The organism is Actinospica durhamensis, from assembly GCF_018139695.1.
Taxonomy (GTDB): Bacteria; Actinomycetota; Actinomycetes; order Streptomycetales; family Catenulisporaceae; genus Actinospica; species Actinospica durhamensis.
Map to the genome: position 1 here is coordinate 12,213 of NZ_JAGSOG010000026.1, position 17,747 is coordinate 29,959.

General features: G+C 68.8%; 10 protein-coding genes. 3 read left to right on the forward strand and 7 right to left on the reverse strand.

The genetic code is table 11. The features are described 5' to 3' along the window. Positions 1-188: 188 nt before the first annotated feature. Both KDL01_RS08330 and KDL01_RS08335 read right to left on the reverse strand, forming a co-directional pair. Positions 189-3,827: a YhaN family protein gene (locus tag KDL01_RS08330; protein ID WP_212527789.1), complete on the reverse strand. Its 3,639-nt coding sequence runs from the start codon at positions 3,825-3,827 to the stop codon at positions 189-191. Then, complete coding sequence (locus KDL01_RS08335) at positions 3,824-5,077, reverse strand: metallophosphoesterase family protein (RefSeq protein ID WP_246576138.1); 1,254 nt, start codon at positions 5,075-5,077, stop codon at positions 3,824-3,826. Before KDL01_RS08335 ends, KDL01_RS08330 begins: the two co-directional genes overlap by 4 nt. Positions 5,078-5,379: 302 nt before the next feature. Between KDL01_RS08335 and KDL01_RS08340 the strand changes: the two genes are divergently transcribed. From KDL01_RS08340 to KDL01_RS08350, 3 genes are read left to right on the forward strand one after another with little or no spacing between them, the layout of a single operon-like run. Continuing rightward, complete coding sequence (locus KDL01_RS08340; protein WP_212527791.1) at positions 5,380-6,150, forward strand: DUF5919 domain-containing protein; 771 nt, start codon at positions 5,380-5,382, stop codon at positions 6,148-6,150. Further along, on the forward strand, positions 6,147-6,842 hold the full coding sequence (locus tag KDL01_RS08345) for a class I SAM-dependent methyltransferase (protein WP_212527792.1): 696 nt from the start codon (positions 6,147-6,149) through the stop codon (positions 6,840-6,842). The genes KDL01_RS08340 and KDL01_RS08345 overlap by 4 nt, the downstream gene beginning before the upstream one ends. Beyond that, positions 6,839-7,492, forward strand: a complete 654-nt coding sequence (locus KDL01_RS08350; RefSeq protein ID WP_212527793.1) for a YdcF family protein — start codon at positions 6,839-6,841, stop codon at positions 7,490-7,492. The genes KDL01_RS08345 and KDL01_RS08350 overlap by 4 nt, the downstream gene beginning before the upstream one ends. Before the next feature lie 37 nt (positions 7,493-7,529). Here KDL01_RS08350 and KDL01_RS08355 read toward each other — a convergent pair whose 3' ends face one another. From KDL01_RS08355 to KDL01_RS08375, 5 genes are all read right to left on the reverse strand, one after another. Beyond that, on the reverse strand, positions 7,530-8,783 hold the full coding sequence (locus KDL01_RS08355) for a TIGR02679 family protein (RefSeq protein ID WP_212527794.1): 1,254 nt from the start codon (positions 8,781-8,783) through the stop codon (positions 7,530-7,532). Then, positions 8,780-13,033, reverse strand: a complete 4,254-nt coding sequence (locus KDL01_RS08360) for a TIGR02680 family protein (RefSeq protein ID WP_212527795.1) — start codon at positions 13,031-13,033, stop codon at positions 8,780-8,782. The genes KDL01_RS08355 and KDL01_RS08360 overlap by 4 nt, the downstream gene beginning before the upstream one ends. Further along, positions 13,030-14,430, reverse strand: a complete 1,401-nt coding sequence (locus KDL01_RS08365) for a DUF2398 family protein (protein ID WP_212527796.1) — start codon at positions 14,428-14,430, stop codon at positions 13,030-13,032. The genes KDL01_RS08360 and KDL01_RS08365 overlap by 4 nt, the downstream gene beginning before the upstream one ends. Continuing rightward, positions 14,430-16,040, reverse strand: a complete 1,611-nt coding sequence (locus KDL01_RS08370; RefSeq protein WP_212527797.1) for a TIGR02677 family protein — start codon at positions 16,038-16,040, stop codon at positions 14,430-14,432. The genes KDL01_RS08365 and KDL01_RS08370 overlap by 1 nt, the downstream gene beginning before the upstream one ends. A gap of 325 nt (positions 16,041-16,365) precedes the next feature. Beyond that, a complete protein-coding gene (locus KDL01_RS08375) occupies positions 16,366-17,745 on the reverse strand; it encodes a hypothetical protein (RefSeq protein WP_212527798.1) in 1,380 nt (459 codons plus the stop codon). Positions 17,746-17,747: the final 2 nt, after the last annotated feature.

A 17,747-nucleotide genomic window follows, 5' to 3' on the forward strand; every position in this document is an offset into this window, starting at 1 on the left:
TTCGTCGGGTCGCAGCCCCGGACTCTTGGTGGGCTGACCGCCGACCTCCCAGACACGTCGCGTGGCCTCTGTCTCAGAACCGGTGTGTCGCCGCGGGCAGGCGGCGTAGGTTCGCGCTCTCGTGGACTTGCGCAATCGCGCGAGAGTTTGCCCGCCGCCATGCATGGCGTTGTAGATCGGTTGCCGCGTCAGCCGCGGCACTCGTCGCAGCGCACTGCCGGACGGCCCCGGCCGACCGGCGCCGGGAGCGGACCGCCACAGTCCCGGCACAGCCGCTCGCCGGCGTCCCTGCGGGACCCGGATTCAGGCTCCGCTTGGACCCGAGGCCTGGGCACGAACACCGAAAGTTCGTGCACATGACACCGCCCCATCGGCAGAACCGACGCCGCCAGGTCGACGAGGTGTTGGTGGTGGGTGAACATGATCACCTGGAACCGGTCGGCCATCTCGTCCAAGACGGCCAGCCCGGCCTCGGTCCGGATGTCGTCGAACGTCATGAACACGTCGTCGAGCAGAAGGGGCATCGCACGACCGGCCTCGGCGTAGCGGTCCAGTGACGCCAGCCGCAGCGCCAGGTAGAGCTGGTCGCGGGTGCCTTCGCTTAGCGCGGCGACTTCGACGTCAGTGCCGTCGGCGCGGCGTGCCCGGAACACCATGGCGCCCTTGGCGTCGGTGTCGGTGACGAACTCGCGGAACCGTCCGCCGGTCAGCCAGCCGAAGACCTGCTGTGCTCTGGTCAGGACTGGGTGCTGATTGGCCTCCCGGTAGTCCTCCATACACTGCACGAGGATGCTCCGGGCCACGTGCAGCCGCAGGTAGTCCTCGGAGTCCTCCACGACGGCCGCGAGTTCCTCGGCGGCGGTCTCGGACGCCTCGGCCGCGCGCCCTGAGCCGTCCATCGCGTTGAGGTCGACCTCCAGTTCGGCCAGCGCCTTGATCTGCGACTTGAGCTCGGCGTCGTGATGGTCGACGGAAGCCTGCGCGTCGATAATCCAGGCCCGCAGACGGTCCGGGTCGTCTTCCCACTCGGCAGCCTCCACGCGCAGCGTCGGCAACGGAACGCTGGTGAAGTCGGCCAGTGTGGAGACGTCGGTCCCGATCCGGCCGTCCAGCCCGTCGACGGCGGCAGTCCGCTCGACGGCCCGGCCCAGCGCCTCCTCGTCGTCGACGCCGGATTCGGCGATCAGTGCCGCGAGCGCTCGCTCGAAGCCGAGCCGCGAACCATCGGCCTCGGCGAACTCCTCATCGGCCTGAGCCAGCCGCGCCGCCAAATCCGACTGCCGGTCTGCCAGCGCGCGGTGCTCGATCAACGCCTTACGCAGCGACGCGACATCGGCGTAGCGGCGGGCGCGGTCGGCCAACGCCGGACGGCCGCACGCATCGAGAACGCCAACGAGGTTGTCGGTGAAAGCCTGCACGCGTTCGTCCGCAGCCCGTACGGTGTGCTCGGCCTCGTCGGCTTCGGCGCGTTTGCGGGCGATCTCGTCATAGGCCGCGATCGTGGCGGACACCCCGGCCGGGTCGCCGGTGAGCTGGTTGTCGGCGAGGAATCGCTCCCAGCCTCGATCCCACCCGTCGCGGCGGGCCCGGCAGTCGGCGAGGTCCTGGTCGGCCGACGCCAGCTCGGCATGGGCGTCGGCGATCTTGCCCTCTCGCTTCTCGCGCGCGCGGAGCGCGGCGAGCGTGGTCTCGTGCCGCTGCTCGAGCAGGACCAGCAGCTCGCCGAGGTCGGCTTCGACCGGCACGTCGTCCGCTGCCAACGGCGTCCCCGGCAGGGCCGCACGGATCTTGCCCGCCCACCGCACGGCTGCTGCGACGTCCAGGTCCAGGGCAGCGAGGTCCTCGTCGATCTCTTCGTACAGGCTGCGCAGGTTGTCGACCGCCGCCAGCACCGCTGGCGCAGCTGACGGCTCCGGGACCGCCAGACCAGAGGCCGCCCATAGCAACGCCCACCGCTCCTCGATCGCGGCCCGCTCCTCGGCCTGCTGACCGGCCGCGGTCTCGGCGCGGGCCAGCAGCCGCTGGTCGGCGTCGATGTCGATCTCAAGCTGGAGGCGCTCGGCGACCCGCTGCGAGTCGCGCCGCATGCGGTCGGCGATGTCGTCCGCTGCGGCGACGGCCGCCGCGTATTCCGCCGACGCCCCTGCCTTCAGTGGCGTCATAGGCGACTGCGTCAGGGCGGCGGCGATGTCGGCCCACAGCCGGTCCCGCTGCTGACGGCTCGTCTCCAGCAGGCCCTCGGTCGGCGGCGGGTCGACGGCCAGCAGAGCAGCGTGCTTGCGACGGTTGGCGTCGAGCGTAGAGGTCAGGTCCTCGATCCGCTGCCGGACCCGGCCGGCGTCGTCCGCTGCCGCTTCCAAACGTGCACGGTGGTCGGCGACCTGCTCCGGCCCGGGCAGCGTCGCGGTCTCGACGCCGGACGGCAGTCCGTGCCGCGCAGCGTGGCCCTCAGCCTTCTTCCGCGAGGCCGCGAGCTGCTTGCGCTGATCGGCGATGCGGTCGCCGAGACCCGCGGGGACCGCCTTGATCAGGATCTTGAGGTTTTCGGCCGACACACCGGACTCGCCGGTATCGGCCGGGACGGCGTTGAGTGCCTTGGCGTGGGCCTCCCGGCGCTTGCGGGCCTGCCGCTCGGCGGCCTCCAGCGCTGCCTCGAGCCGTGTCCTGGCCTCCTGGAGCCCGGCCACCTGCTCGGCAAGCCCCGGCCGCAGCACGACGTCGTCCGCGATGTCAGCCGTGTCCAGGTTGGCCGACACGCGGACCGCCGAGAGCAGCGCGTCGATCTCCCCGCGCAGGGCCAGTGCGTCAGCACGCCGGAGGGCCGCACGACCCTCCTCCTCCTGGACCGCCTGGCGTTCGTCGAACAGAGTCTCGATGGCCTCAGCCTGATCGAGCAGCCGGGCGTCGTAGACGAGCGCGGGATCGGCCAATTGCGCCGCGATCCGGTCGCGCCGCGCCGCCGCGGCGCTCGCTGTCTCCTCGGCCTGCTGACGCCCGCCGCGCAGGTCGGCCAGCGTTTTCCCGATCTCGGCGCCGACCAGCGGCCCCGCCTCGAGCAGCCTCACCCTCGCAGCCTCGGCGTCCTCCAGCCGCCGCAGCACGGGCAGCGCCCGCTGCACGCGTTCCAGCCGGCTGAACTCCTGGCGCGCCCGCTTCAGTTCCTCCTCGATGCGGTCGCGCTGCTTGCGCGCGTGCGCCACCTCGGCGGCCTTCGCGTCGTACTTCTCAGGCTTGAGCGTCGCATCGCGGAAGCGCGCCCTTGCCTCGCGGTGCCGCACGATCCCGGCGTTGAGCTTCGGATTCTTGCCGCGTGCCTTGAACAGGTCTTCGATCGCCTTGTCCAGGGAGGCCAGGACGCCGGTCAGCCGCATTCCGGACTGTGACTCGAACAGCGCGCGTGAGACGTTGCCCTGGCCGGCCAGCAGCGCCTCGCCACCGCGGCGCAAAGCGGCGTGGTCGATGGCGAAGGACTCAGTGAACTCCGAGCGCTCCATCCCTGACGTCAGCGCGGTCAGGATTCGCTGATCCAGCGGCGAACCGTCTGGCGTCGTCAGCGGGTTGTTGCGCCGTTTGTGCCGGACCGCCGCGGTGACCGAGCCGTCGGCGGCCCGCAGCCGGGCCGCGATTCGCAGGTCCGAATACTGGTGGACGAAGTCGTAGGAGGTCCGCTCGTCGATGCCGTACAGGAGCTCGGCGATGGCGTGGCGGATGGTGGACTTTCCGGCTTCGTTCGGTCCCACGACCAGGTGGACGCCACTGCCGGACAGGTTCAGGACCTGTCCGGTGAAGCAGCCGAACATGGCCAGGTCCAGTTCGTCGATCCTCACCGCGAGCCCTCCTCAACCATCGCCACCAGCAGGTCTACCGCCTGATCGAACAGCACGGCCCGCCAACCGGCGTCGGTGACGTCCAGGGCGGTAGGACCCAGCGCCTCCGGCGGCAGACTGGCAGCCAGCGGCGAGCGCTCGACCAGCTTCCGGAGCGCGTCCTCGTCGGCGCGCAGGCCCGCCGCGGTCCGGCGCAGGTCGGCGACCGTCCCGAGGCCCTCGGCCAGGCCGGCCGCGTCAGTGCGGGCGGCAGACGGCTTGGTCGCGGGCCGGACCTTCTCGATCCAGACTTCGCCGAAGTCAGAGCCGAGGGCCCGTACCTCCGTGGTCAGGCGCACGTGGTCGTGCCAGAGTTCGAAGTGGGCGTCGCTGCTGCCGACGATGCTCACCCGCGCAGCAAGCAGTCGGCCCTCGGCGCGTTCGTGCGCACCGGCCAGCGCCGAGCGGACCTCGCCGAGTACATCGTCGAGGTCTGTGGCGTCGGAGGCGTCCACCTCCAGGTGCTCCCAGCGCACGACATCGAGGTCGCGGAAGTCGAGCGAAGCACGTCCGTCGCTTCCGACGTCGATCAGGACGCAGCCCTTGCGGCCGGTCTCCTTGGCGTGGCGGCCCTGGACGTTGCCGGGGAAGACGACGTGTGGATCGGCCGCGACGACCTCGTGGGTGTGGACGTGCCCGAGCGCCCAGTAGTCGTAGCCCCGGGCTTGCAACTGCTCGACCGTGCACGGCGCGTACCTCGCATGACCCTCACGGCCGTTGAGTGCCGTGTGGAGGAGCCCTACATTGAACAGCCCCGCTCGCGGTGCCGGATAGTTCATCGCCAGGTTGTCCGTAACGTCGCGGACCGCGTAGCCCTGCCCGTGGACGGCCAGGCCCAGCGCCTCGTCCTCCAGCGTCTCGGCGTTGTGCTTGGAGAACTCGCGCACGTTCCCTGGCAGAGAGAGCTTGCGGGTGATCTGGCTGGCCGCGTCGTGGTTCCCCGAGACGAGGTAGACATTGACACCCGCCTCGCCGAGCCGCTGCATCTGGTTCCGGAAGAAGAGCCCGGTGTTGTAGTCCGGCCAGTCGCCGTCATAGATGTCCCCGGCCAGCAGGACCGCGTCGACACCCTGCGTGAGCGCCAGCTGGACCAGGTTGCCGACCGCATGCCGCGTGGCAGACCTGATTGCCTCGACCGGCGCGCCGTCATAGGCGGATAGGCCTCGCAGCGGACTGTCCACATGGAGATCCGCAGCGTGAAGCAGCCTCATTCGACACCTCATCCGTTCGGGCGATGATCGACCAGGCTAACCGCTCGAAGCGGGATTCGAGATGCGTTTGGGAAAGCCCGTGCGATCGCACTCACGCCGTGCCAGGGCCGTGATCGCCCGCACCGGCCGTTACCCGTGCTTAAGCCTACGTATGCATGGCCTCTGCGCCGCCCTCGCCGGCTCGAGGCGACATCCTCCTCGATCTCTCTGTCCGAAAAGTCGTTTCGCCTGATCCGCCAGATTTGTAGAATGCTGATTTGGGAGCGTGCTCCCGGCAGATCTCTCGACGTCGGGAGCGGCCGATGAGAACCCGGATCCACGGACTGTTTCAAGTCGACACCGTCATCCCATCCATCTTGGTGATAACCGCCGTCGTCATGAGCCTCGATCCGACCGTGTTCGGCGTCGCGGTCTCCGAGCGGCAGATCGTGCTGGGGTTCTTCGGTTTCCTGGGCGTCGACGCACTGCTCGAACGCCTCGGGCGGCTGCACCGGATCGAGGCGCGGCTCGACGAGTTCGCCCAGCAGGTGGCCGGTGCGGTGCCGGCGGGACGGCTTCTTCGCTCTCGTAGTTCGTTCGAGCGGATGGATGTCCTGGTCGGGCGCGCTTCGCGGAGCGTGCTGATCATAGGTATCAACCTCGAAGGAGCCGTCGCCGCCCTGGGCGAGCTCACGGAACTGGCCCGATCCGGCGGCACGGTCCGGTTGCTCGCGATGGACCCCGACGGTGATGCCCTGGCCCCGGCAGCCCGCACCGCCGGGGTCGATCCGCAGATTCGCCGCCAGAAGATCATTCAGAACCTGGGCCTGCTCCGCGAGCACTTCGAAACGCGCCTGACCGAGGAGCAACGTCGGCGGGTGAGCGTGCATGTAGCCGACAACGTCCTACACACGGGCGTCGTCGGCCTGGACACCGCGCACCGTTCCGGGATTCTGGTGGTGCAGCACTACCTCACCGGGACGCCGGCGGAACGCTCGCCCTTGCTGGAGCTACACGCGGATCGGGACCAGCCCTGGTACGACCGGTACCTAACCCAGTGCGAGACATGCCTGAAGGAGGCCAGAGCCTGGTGAGCACCGCCACCGAGCCTGACGAGACATACGTCGCGGACGTGTGCGAGTTCTTCGACCGGCAGTACGCCGCACACGCCCGCTACTGGTGGCGCGGCGAGAACCGCTACCGCCTCGAACCCGACTTGCACACGCCGTTCAACGCCCTCGTACTAAAGATCGCCGCCAGTCACGCTCCGGGGCGCGCCCTGGACCTGGGCGCCGGGGAAGGGGCCGACACCATCCGCTTGGCCAAGCTCGGCTATGACGTCGATGCGGTTGAACTCAGTTCCGTGGCCTGCCAGAAGATCGAGGACTTCGCGCGGCAGGAGAAGGTTGCGGTCACGGTCCTCAACGAGTCGATCCTCGATGTGGCTCTCGAGGAGGGCGCTTATAACCTGGTCCTGTTCAACGGATCCTTGCACTACATCCGCGACAAGTCGGCCGTACTTGAGCGGGCTCTCTCTGCCAGTGCGCCCGGCGCTGTTCACGTCGTCGCGCTCTTCAGCACGGCGACTGCGCTGTCCGCGGAGCACTCCGCGGTCCCGGTGTTTCCCGAGCCCGAAGGCGGCGGAGTCGAACTGTTCTACCGCAATTGGGACATCAGGCTGCTAACCTACGAGAGGGATCAGCCGGAGCACTCGCATCCAGGGTTCGCACCGCACGCCCACAGCTATATCAAACTGATCGCCCAGCGGCCCGAGGGACACCGATGACGCCGAGTTGGTCCGAAGCCGAGACGGCGCACAGGCTGTGGGACTACCTACGTGTCGGTCAGCCGGTGAAGCCGGCCGAGTGGCTTCTGGTATTCGGCGGCCACGACCTGGCCGTAGCCGACCGGGCAGCACAGCTCTACCACGAGGGCATCGCGCCGATGATCCTGGCTTCCGGAGGATCTCGCGCCCTGCCCCAGGGCAGCGCCTACGCCACCGAGGCAGACGCGATCCGCGAGATTCTCACCGCCGCGGACGTGCCCAAGGAGGCCATCGTCCTTGAGCGCCTCGCCTCCAACACCAGCGAGAACTTCTGGTTCTCGGCAGAGCTTCTCAGGGACCAGGGACTCGACCCGCACGAATTTCTGATCGTGCAGAAGCCCTACACCGAGCGCCGCGTGCTGGCGACCTCACGACGTCGCTGGCCTGACAAGAACGTGCGGGTCACCTCCCAGGAAGTGACCTTCGAGCAGTACTGTGCCGGCTCGATCCCCGTGCCGAAGATCTACTCCATGCTGGCCGGGGAAATCGTCCGGCTCGACTCGTACGCCCACTCCGGGTTGATCCAGCCGGACGAACCCGTGCCGTCCGAGTTGCTCGAAGCAGCCCATCGACTCCAAGCGGCCGGATACGACACGCGAAGCCTGCAGTAAGGACATTAGGGTCACACATCGCCGATCCGATGAGCGACTAATGTGCTCGGTCCGCTGCTGTGGCGAGGGATTCCATCAGCGCGTCGGATACGGCCTCTTCGTACACTGCGATGCCGACCTCTGCCATGGCTTTAGCGAGTCCCGGTTCCCAGGGCGTGGGACGGGGCCGCCCGACCAGGGGCATCGCCTCGCCGTCGGTTCCGGCGGCTGTTCGATACGCGGCTTCTGTCATCTGCCATGGGTTCGCTGTGTGGCGCGTGATGACGCCGTTGGCGATGTCGATGCCGTCCCAGTCGAAGTCGCCGTGATAGTGCAGGCGTGCCCCGTGAGCGGTGAGGGTTCGGGCGAGCCGGTCGAACGCGGTCGACGGTCTGCCCTCGGTGCACACCAGAGTCGGCGACTGCGGTCCGAGGACTTGGGATGCGCGACGCAGGACGGCCGGGTTCTCGCACACGTAGACCTCGTGGGCGATCGGTGCGATGGGATGGGCGGTGAGCTGGTGGAGCGTTACTTGGAACGGGGTGCCGAACTCGGCCGCACCCGTGAGCCACTCCCCCAGGCCTCTGCCCTGTGCCCGAAGGTTCAGCACGAGCACGCGGCTGGCCAGGTCGTCGACGACGACGCCGTTGGCGTCCCACAGCAGCCGGGTCTCCTCGGCGGTCACGGGCGGGCGCGCGCCTGCGCGCAGCGCGAGGGCCCGCAGAGTGAGGGTGGCGGTCGTGCTGCCCCGGCCGAGGGACTTGGTGTCGCCGGTCGCCTGTTGTCCAAGAGCAGGTAGGAGCAGCGACGGGGCGTCAGGCGGGCGCGCTTCGATGGCTTCGAGGACACGCACTGCGTCCTTAAGGCGCGCCGTGGCGCCCTGATTGACGAGTTTCGTCACGAGCGGCGCGAGTTCGTCGAGCCATTGCCGGTACCAAGGGCACGTATCGTGCAGGCGGCTATCTCGAGCCTCGTTGAGGGCTTCGTCGCGGGCGGCGGTGAGCGCCGTCTTCTCGGCCGCGCGGAAGCGCAGCGGCTTGCCGTGCAGTTCGACGAGTGCGTCGGCGAGCGGGAGCCCGGCGGTCGTGCGGGTCAGCGCGTCGAGCTCGGCGAGTGCGACGGTGATCCGTTTGACGCTTTTCGGCCGGAACTGGCCCGTGATCCCGATCAGCGCCGCCCGTTCCGGTTCGCTCGGGTCGGCGACGCTCACCTGTCCAATTGATGTGCCCCCGTTGCGTTCGAGGGAGCGGCGTGCCGCGGCGAACACACGCTCGTATTCGGGACCGCGTAGCGCATCGAGGCGCCCGGTCACGACTCGTCTCCGTTGTCGGGCTCGTCATCCTCCGCGGCGTCGATGGGGACCGTGGTGGTGCTCATGTTGACCGGTTCTCGGCGCGAGGGTGCGAACCCGAGCAGCTCTTGCGCGATCGCGTCGTTGCCGCCGAACCCGGCGGCAGCGTCGATCAGCTGCTGCCCGTCCCAGAGGATCAGGAGGGCGGAGACCGTTTGGCTGGCCCTGTCGTGGAGCATGTCATAGTGCGCGATCATCGGCACCGAGGGGAAAGTGACCCAGAGCTCGTGGCCGGTCATGAACAGGTCGAGGTCGAACCTCGTGGTCAGGCCGAGAAGCTCGGGGGTGAAGTTGCCATCGATGCCGGCGAATGCCTCGTCGAGCGCGATCATCCGCGGGCAGGTGGGATGAGCGGATGAGTAGATGGCGTTGGCTGCGGCGAACAACGGCAGATGGATCGCGGCGGACTTCTCGCCGCCCGACATGGAGCTGTGCCGCTTTCGGGTGAGCTGCTCGACTGCTCCGCCGGGCTGGATGAGTTGGATGCTGAACATGTACCAGCCGCGGTAGTCCAGGACTGCTGCGAGGGTCTCGCGGAAGGTGTCGCGGGGGTGTTGAGCCTTGTGCTCACGGATCATCTCGCGCAGGCGTCCGCGGAGTTGGGCGAGGCCGTCCTGGCCGAGTGCCGTGGTGCTGCGTTGAAGCTGGGTGGCGACGGCGGTCTGCTGGTCGGTGGCCTTGTCGGATCGCACCCAGTTGATCCCGATCGAGATGCCGGACGACATCGGCTTGGCCCGGGTGTCCGCGTCCATCTCCTTGACCAGGTCTTTGGCCGCGAGAACCCGGTGGTGGATCTGCTGCGCCAGCGCGGTGAGCAGGGAGTCTTCGAGCACCTCGCGTTCGCGTTCTTCGAGCAGGATGCCTTGGGTGTGGGCTTCCTCGGCGACGCGCTGGGCGAAGCGGGCCACCGGCTGGCGCCCGTCGCCGGCGGTGACTTCGACCAGGGCGGGGGTGCCGAGTCCCAGGTTGACCTCGTATCCGTCCTCGACGTTGCGCAGGACTCGCTCGAAGTCCTGGTAGGCGGCCGCGAGTGCGTGGTTGGCGTTGTCGACGCTGTTCTGGGTCAAAGCGCGCCCGCCGCGCACGGCCTCACGGCAGGCCGCCAAGATGCCGACCGCGGTCGGCGGCAGGGTGAAGCGGACCGCTGCGGAGGCGTCGACTACCTCATCGGCCCCGGCGAAATGCGTCGTGACCTGCTCGACGCTGGAGTCGGGGGAGCCCCATTGCGTCGAGGGCGGCCAAGGCTCGGAAAGACTCACACCGAGCACTGCGCGGAGGTCGGGGTGCGCATAGGGTTCGAACTCTTCGGCGCTCTCACGCAGCTCCTGGAAGGCCCTGCTGAGCGCGCCACGATGGTTTTCGAGGTCGCGAGCCGCCGCGACACCGCTGTCGTGTTCTCTGCTCGCGGCGGACTGGGCCGAGTGCAGCTTGTCCCTCACGGTGACCAGTTCGCCATCGATCCCTTCGACCTCCGCAGCGATCTCCTCGTAGCCCTTTCCTGCGCTGGACTCCGCCTCTTTGACCGCGGCTCTTTCCGCAAGCAGCTTCTCTTCGAGCTCGGCGAGCGCCTCGGCGTTGCCCCGGTAGTCCTCTTCGAGCTCCGCGATCCGCCCCCGGCGCGACCCGAGATCCTTCTCGAGCCTTCCCAGCTCCGCTCGGCCGGCGACCAGTTTCCCCGCGGCCTGCGTCATCGCACCGACGGCTTCGAAGACCACATCCACTTCGGCCTCGGTAGCGGGCATGGCGCGCTCCCCCGCGACGTGCCGCAGTTTGCGCTGCTGCCCGGACAACTCGCTGGTCGCCGCGTCCAGCTGCTTGCTCGCCTTGCGGACGTCGGCTTCGGCGTCCGAGAGCCGGGCGGCGGCCGTCGTGACCGCGGCCATCGCATCGATGACCGGCTGCGTGGGCGGGAGCTTGGCGAGCGCTTCGTCGATGTCCTCGATCAGTTCATTTGTCGAGGTGAGCTGCCCTTCGCTGAGTGTGCGCCGCTCGGCGAGCCGGGTCAGGAGGCCGTCGAGTTCGGCTAGGCGGGCGGCGCGTCTGGCTTCGCGGTTGGTCGCCCCGATGAACTCGGGTGCGGCTTTGGGACGGGAGCCGACCTGATTGCCCAGTCCGAAGCGCGCGCTCGTGTCGACCCACGGCGCGCCGGGTTCGAGCCCTCGGGTATCGTCTGGGACTCGGATCGAGGCGAGGATGGCGTGGATCACCTCCGCGGGGACCAGGTCCTGTTCCTCCGCGGTGAGGTAGTCGGCGAGGCTTGGCCAGTGCGGGCGTGCGGCGTCCGGCAGCGGCACCAGGTATGCGTCGGATTCGCAACGCCCGAGCGCGTTGCCGGTTTCCGCCGGGTCCGGGTGCACCCAAGCGGTGAGCGTGCCGGATCCGTAGAGCGCGCCTTCGAGGGCTGCCGCATGCTCGGCTGTGACGTGGTCGCGGAAGCGCACGAGCCGCCAGAACGGTGCGCCGGGCCGGTTTGCGCGCTCTGCGGTGCGCAGGTCGGTCTCCGGCGGGGCTTCGTCGCGCTGCGCCTCGATCTCGGCGCGGTCTGCGGCAGCCTTCTTCGCCTCGGTGTCGATGCCTGTGATCGCGGAGCGAGTGCGCTCGCGCTCGGCGATCAGCTGATCGCGCCGGGATGCGGTGGCAGTTCTGACGACGTGTTCGAGTCCGGGCTGGTCCGGTTCGCCGATCCGGTCGACGGCCTGCACGAGCACAGCGCACAGGGCATCGGTGGCGACGCCCGCCTCGCTCCAGGTTGTCATCCATTCTTGCAGTGCCGTGGTGAGCTCGCCGGTTGCCGTCTGCCGAGCGGTGAGCGCGTCTGTGTGTTCGGCTTCGCGTCTCTCGGCTTTTCCCCGCTCTTCGCCCAGGCGGGTGTCCGCTCCGGCACGTTCGCGCTGCGCTTGGGCGACGAGGGTGAGCTGGTCGCGTACGGCCCGGACATCGTCGCGGCGGGCTGCGGCGAGGGCGGTCACCCGCGTGGTGAGGTCCTCCGCAGCAAGGTCGAGACCGGCGGCGTCATCGCTGAGCCCGGCTTCCTGCGCGGATGTGAGAAGGTCGCGCTCGTTGCGTGTGCATCCGGCGGCTACTACGTCGGTGTGCTGTTGCAGGGTGTCGGTCTCGCGGATGAGCGCGTCGGTGTTGTGCCGGTCCTTGGCTAGCCGTGCACGGTCTTGGGCCACGGTCGTCTCGAGTTCGGCGAGTTGCTTTTGCCGCTGCAGGAACGTCTTGTAGTCCTTGTAGGCTTCGCTGTCGGTCAGGACCTCCCGCCGGGCGGTGAGGACGCCGTCGCGGGTGCGGGCATCGCTGGCAGTGCGGCGGGCGGCGGCTTCCGCGTCCGTGGCACGCGCGACTTCTCGTGCCGCGGTGTGCATCGAGGTCGCGATTTCGGCGCATGCGGACTGACGGGCGTCAATGCGTTCGAGTTGCCATTTGGTGTGCGTCTTGAGATACGCCGTGTAGGGGGCGAGGAAGGCGTCGACCGCGTCTTTTGTATCGTTGAGGTCTTTGTGGCGCTGCTGTACGGCGGCAAGGTTGTCGAAGTCCCGCGCCGCCTGTTCTACGAGCTCTTCGTCGACCGGGCTCAGCCCGGCGGTAAGAGTCGCCGATACCTTCTGCGGGTCGAGGTCCTTCGCGAGCAGCGGACGGCGCAGTGACAGCAGCAGGTCGAGGAGCTGGGCGTAACGCTCGGGGCCGAGGCCGAAGAGCCTCGCGTCCACAGCATTGCGGTAGTTGGCGCGCGAGTCTTTGAGGCAGGAGAGCGGTCCGAGTTTCGCAGCGAGCTGCTTCGCAGTCAGCGGCCTCGAGTCGGTGGACAGCAGCCCGAAGTCGATGCCGAGCCGTTGTCCGGTGACGTAGTAAGAGACGGAGACGTCGTCGCGGTTCTTGTGCGCGCTCATCCCGATGACGAGCGTGACGGTCTCCGCCGGCTCGGCGTCGCGGGCGAACTCCATCCACACGTAACCGTATTCGGCGTCCTGGCCGCGGTAGAGCAGGTTGGACTTCATGGTGCGGTTCTCGCCGCTGAACGGGTCGAGCCGGCGCGAGCTGAGACTGCCGTCGAGGATGAACGGGAAGAGTACCTCCAGCGCCTTCGTCTTACCCGAGCCGTTGTGCCCGCGCAGCGCGAGGCGCCCGTCGCCGAACACGAACTCCTCGTCGACGTAGTTCCACAGGTTGATGATCCCGGCGCGGGTCGGCTTGAACCTCGTCGTCATGATCCGTCCTCGTCGAGCAGGGTTGTGAGGTCGAGCGCGAGCTGCCCGTCGCGCCGCCCCCGGTTCGGGACCGCAGCCTTGATGTTCCGGTACCGCGCCGCAGCAGGAAGGACCAGCGCTCCCCCGGGCGTGCGCTGGATCAGTCGTAGATCGTCCAGCAGCACCAGCGCTTGGGCGAGCAGCCCGGGCGCGTCGTGTTTCCACTGGTCAGTGAACGACTCGGCGCCGAACTCGTCGAAAAGCTCCGCCAACATCCCGTCGAGGACCGTCTGCTCGATGAACGGCGCTTGCAGCGGGCCGCCGTCGCCGGAGTACGGTCGGGCCGCGTCGGGAACCGCGATCGCCTCGCTGCCGCCCGGCATGCCTTGATCGATGCGCGTAATCAGCTCGTCGAGCTGTTCTGCGGCGTTCGGCACCCGCGCGCGAACAACCTGGGTGTCGGGGTCTTCGAGCAGATCCGCGATCTTGGCGAGCAGGAGCCCGGCGGCACGGTTGATCGCCCCGCCGCGGCCGGGGAAACGCCGGTCGGTGAACCTGCCGGTCGGGTCGACCAACGCGATGCCTTCGGCGCGGCGTTCGACGTGCAGGCCGGTGAAGCGCTCCATGTTCGCGGCGAGCGCTTCAGAGCGCAGCGCGGCGGCGGTTTCCTCGTCCCACTGCCCGTAGTAGACCGCGGGAGTCTCGACAGTGAGGCGCCGCGCGCGCCGGGCGGCTGCCTCTCGGCGCAGGGTCTGTTCCCGGCGGCCGGAGCCGAGTTGGTCGGTTTCGAGCAGTCCGCGTGCGCTGGTGAGGAACTGGATGGGGCGTCCGGGACGAAAGAGCGTGGAGCAGATGTCGTGGTCGATGTCGTAGAGGGCGTCCCCGGCGTCGGGGTCGCGGGCCCAGCTTTCGGCGTCCCCCTCGGACAGGTTGAGCGCGCCGTGCGCGACGAGCCAGTCGACCGCGTCGACGACGGCCCGCTTGTGCTCGGTGACCGTGGCGTCGAACCCGAGTCCCGCGATCGCGTTGGCGCTCGGGCCCAGGTATTTGACGAGATCCACGAGGTCGATCTCAACACGGGATCGCTGGAAGGAGGCGAGGATGAGGCAGAGGTAGGCCAGGCGCCTGCGGTCGAACGGGCGCCCGTTGCGGGCCGAGAACAGTGCCTGCTGGGTGGCGTCCAGCGTGTCGATGCGTCGTATGAGACGCGCCTGGTGCGCGGTCGCCTCCAGGTGGTAGCCGAACAGCTCGCGGAAGTCCTTGACGAGAGTGTCCGCCCAGTACAAGACGGAGCGAAGCGCGCCGGCCGTCGGGCGGGTGGCGGTGATGACGTCGTTGGTGATCACGAGACGCGCGGCGTACTGGTAGGACTCGAGGTCGCTGGGCGTGATGTCGGCGGCGGCCGCGTATTCGGCCATCAGCCGCCTGCCTTGGCGTGGCCCGCCAGCGGAACGAGTTCGAGCGCGAACCCGGGCAGGTGAAGGACGCCGTCCACGGTGCGCACGGTGCTGCCAAGCGGCGAGGGAACAAGCCTCATCGTGAGCACCTCGTTGGCGCCGTTGGCAGCCGTGACGCGGCCCGCCACCACCGTCCGCGACTCCAGCGCCCGGGTGAGCAGCTTCAGCAGTTCACGTAGTTCAGAAGGTTCGAGCACGCGGCCGTGCGCTCCTGCTTCGAGGAGTTGCACCGCGGCTTCCCTCTCGGCCGCCCGCGCGGCGCTCTGCTGCTCACGCAGGCGCCGCACCGCAGCCTTCTTGTCGGCAGTCTGCTTCGGTACTCCGGGCGTGGGCGCCCTGCCCTTCTGGAACAACGTCATCGACACCTCGACCCCCGGCGCGTCCCACCAGGTCGAGCGCGAGGAGATCAACTCGGCGTCCTCGTGGACCGTGCCGAAGTGGCGGGCGGATCGCAGGTTGAACGCCGCCGACATCAGCGCGTGCGCGGCCTGCTCGTCCGGGGTGTCCACGATCCACGCCGCGAGGTGTTTGAGCTGGCTGCTGCGGTTGACTCCGCTGCGCTGTGCCTCGGTGATCTGCCGAAGCAGCGCGATCACTGCGGAAACAGCCGCCCGCGCCGTGTCCCGGACCTCGACGGCGCGCACGGGCGCGAGCGTGGTGGCCGGATGCTCGTCGCCTGGTACCGCACCGGTCGGTGAGGGGGAGGCTGTGAACCAGGCGCGCAGAGCCGCCCAGCGCCGTCCCCAGTCTTCGCGGATCCGATCGTAGCCGAGCAGGGGCCGTTCATCGGCGAGTGCCGCGCGGTCCAGGAGAGTGGCGAGTCCGGTCGCCTCGACGGCGGCCACGGCTTGGGCCAGGCGCGGCAGGTAGCGGTCGAGTTCGACCACGAAGTTGTTCAGGTGGCTCAGCAGCGCGTCCTTGTACCGCAAAAACGTCTCGGGCGAGATGTCAGTGCCCCGGGTGATGTCACCGAGGGTGAGGTGGAATCTCGCGCTGCGCTGGGCCATGTCCTGTACCGCGCGATCGAGGCTGTTGAGCCTCCGCACGATCTCGTCGCCGTCGGCCCCGCGATTGGCGGCTGCGAGGTTCTCGAAGTCGCGCAGGATGTCGGAGAAGGCGAGCCGGGAGAGGTTCGCGTCCTCGACCCGCGCCGCGAGCACGCTGCCGACGGCCTGGTAGGCGAGGTACCCAAGCTCGCTGAACTGGTAGACGGACTGCCGGTTGCGGTATTTCGCCAGCTTGCCGGCCCGTGCCGGGTCTTCGAGTCGGTGCAGGACCCCGTCGTCGGCGAGGTTGTCGAGGCGCTGGCGCAGGTTCTCCTCCACAGCGGGCGCGTCAGGGTTCTCACGGGAGAGCTCGGCAAGCACGCCTGCGACGTCGTTCGTGTGCGCCTGGGCCACGTGGGCGGCCCGGAGCCGGTCCATCGCACGCAGGATCCAGAGGTATACGAGCTGGTCGTCGCGGCGGATGAAACCGAACAGCCGCAGCCGGGTCGCGGCCTCAAGGCCGTCGACGTCCGAGCCTATGTTCCCGCCCGATTCGGCACGCTCTGTGTCCACCCCGTCATCCATGGCGATCATCCTAGCGCCTGTTGGGCTCCCGACCGCCGACGAGCAGTAACGGCACCGTCGTCCATCTCGGCCGCCGCGCAGCACTCGCCGAAACCTGGACTATTTGACGCGGCCAGCGAACCCTGCGCGACGACCCTCAACAGTTGCCTGATCATGCCGGCGAACTAGCCGAGGCGCCCGCACCGCCGTGCGAGGCCGCGGAAAGCGATCGCAGAGCCTCGAAAATTCGGTCGGGAAGTACGCGAAGCCTCACCGTGCACGGCCGCGTCCGGGACGTGCCCTGACCCGAGGAACGGACCTCAATCCTCACGCCGGATGCGCGCGGTCAGCGCCACGCCGACCGCTCGTTGCTGAAGGTCAAGACGAAGGAGCCTGCTTCGTCGGTCAGCGCAGCGTCCACGGAGAAGGCCTGCACGAAGCAGTCGGTGCGCACCATCTCGTGCAGCAGTTGGCTGACGGCCGCAGCGTGCACGGTCATCCGCCCCGACCGAGTCTCCACGGTCAGGACGTCAGCGCCGGGCCGGCTGGTGTAGTCGAGCAGAACGCGCGCCGGCATCGCCTGCTTCTCGAAACCCGCGGCCAGGACCTGCGCGTCCATCGCGAACTCGACCAGGACGAGGTCGCAGATCAGCGCCGTGCGCTGTGCCGGCGGCAGGGGGTAGATGCTGAACGGGGCGAAGTACGGGTTGCGCAGCTCCTGGCCTTGGAAGGTCAGCTGGCCTTGCAGGACGTTCATGGCCGTGGACATCAGCCGGCGGCGGGTCTCGGCGCGCCGGGCCTGGTAGCTCTCCCAGACCTCGCGGAAGTCGGCTCCGGACGTGGCGACCTTGGGCAGGTGCAGCACGCTGACGGCGCGGTCGCCCACGCGGGTGGAGACGTGGCCGTCGCGCGCGGCGACGTCCAGGACGCCCGAGAGCTCGCGGATGTGGGTGCGCAGCTGCACCGGGCTGCGTGTGATGTGCGCCCCGGTCGGCTCCAACGGGGCCGTTCCGGCTGCGGCGGCCAAGGCGGCCTCGGCCGCGCGCCGCTGCGTGGCGGCGGCCTTGCTGGTCCTGCGGTTCTGCGTGGCCTTGACCTCGTGCAGCTCCCGGTAGCCGTTGGCGTGCACTTCGGTCAGATCGTGGTGGCGCAGCACCGAGGTCAGGTCGTGCATCAACGTGAAGTGCCCTGATTCCCGGAAGGTTGCGACGATCCGCCCGATCTCGCTGCCCAGGCCTTCCTTCCCGACGATGAGACCGGACGTCGGGTGGTTGGCCAGGGCCGTGATGACCGCGCGGTCGTAACGGTGCACGCGCCAGGCAAGCCCATCCCCGACGTCGCGCAGTTGGCGCACGATCCTCGCTGCCGCCACTGCCTCGAGCTCCCAGTCGTGCGGATCGCGGCTATCCGGCGAGCATACCGGCGTCCAAAGCGGCCCGATGAACTCAAGCACGTCGGGATCGTGCTGGCCCTGCCAGTCAGGGCCCTTACCGTCGGCCAGCCGCTTGAGCGCGCGGTTGATATCGGCCACGGCCCACTGCGCGCGGTAGGAGTAGCGGAACAGCGCGGTCTGGAAGTTGTACAGGTCCCCGGGGTTGTGCCCGACCCGGTCCAGCCGGTCGAGCAGATTGTTGACCAACGCGACGTTCCGCATCTGTTCCGGATGATTCAGAACCCGCAGCAACGACGACTCGTCCAGACCGATCAACACAGGGCGCCTGCCCACGT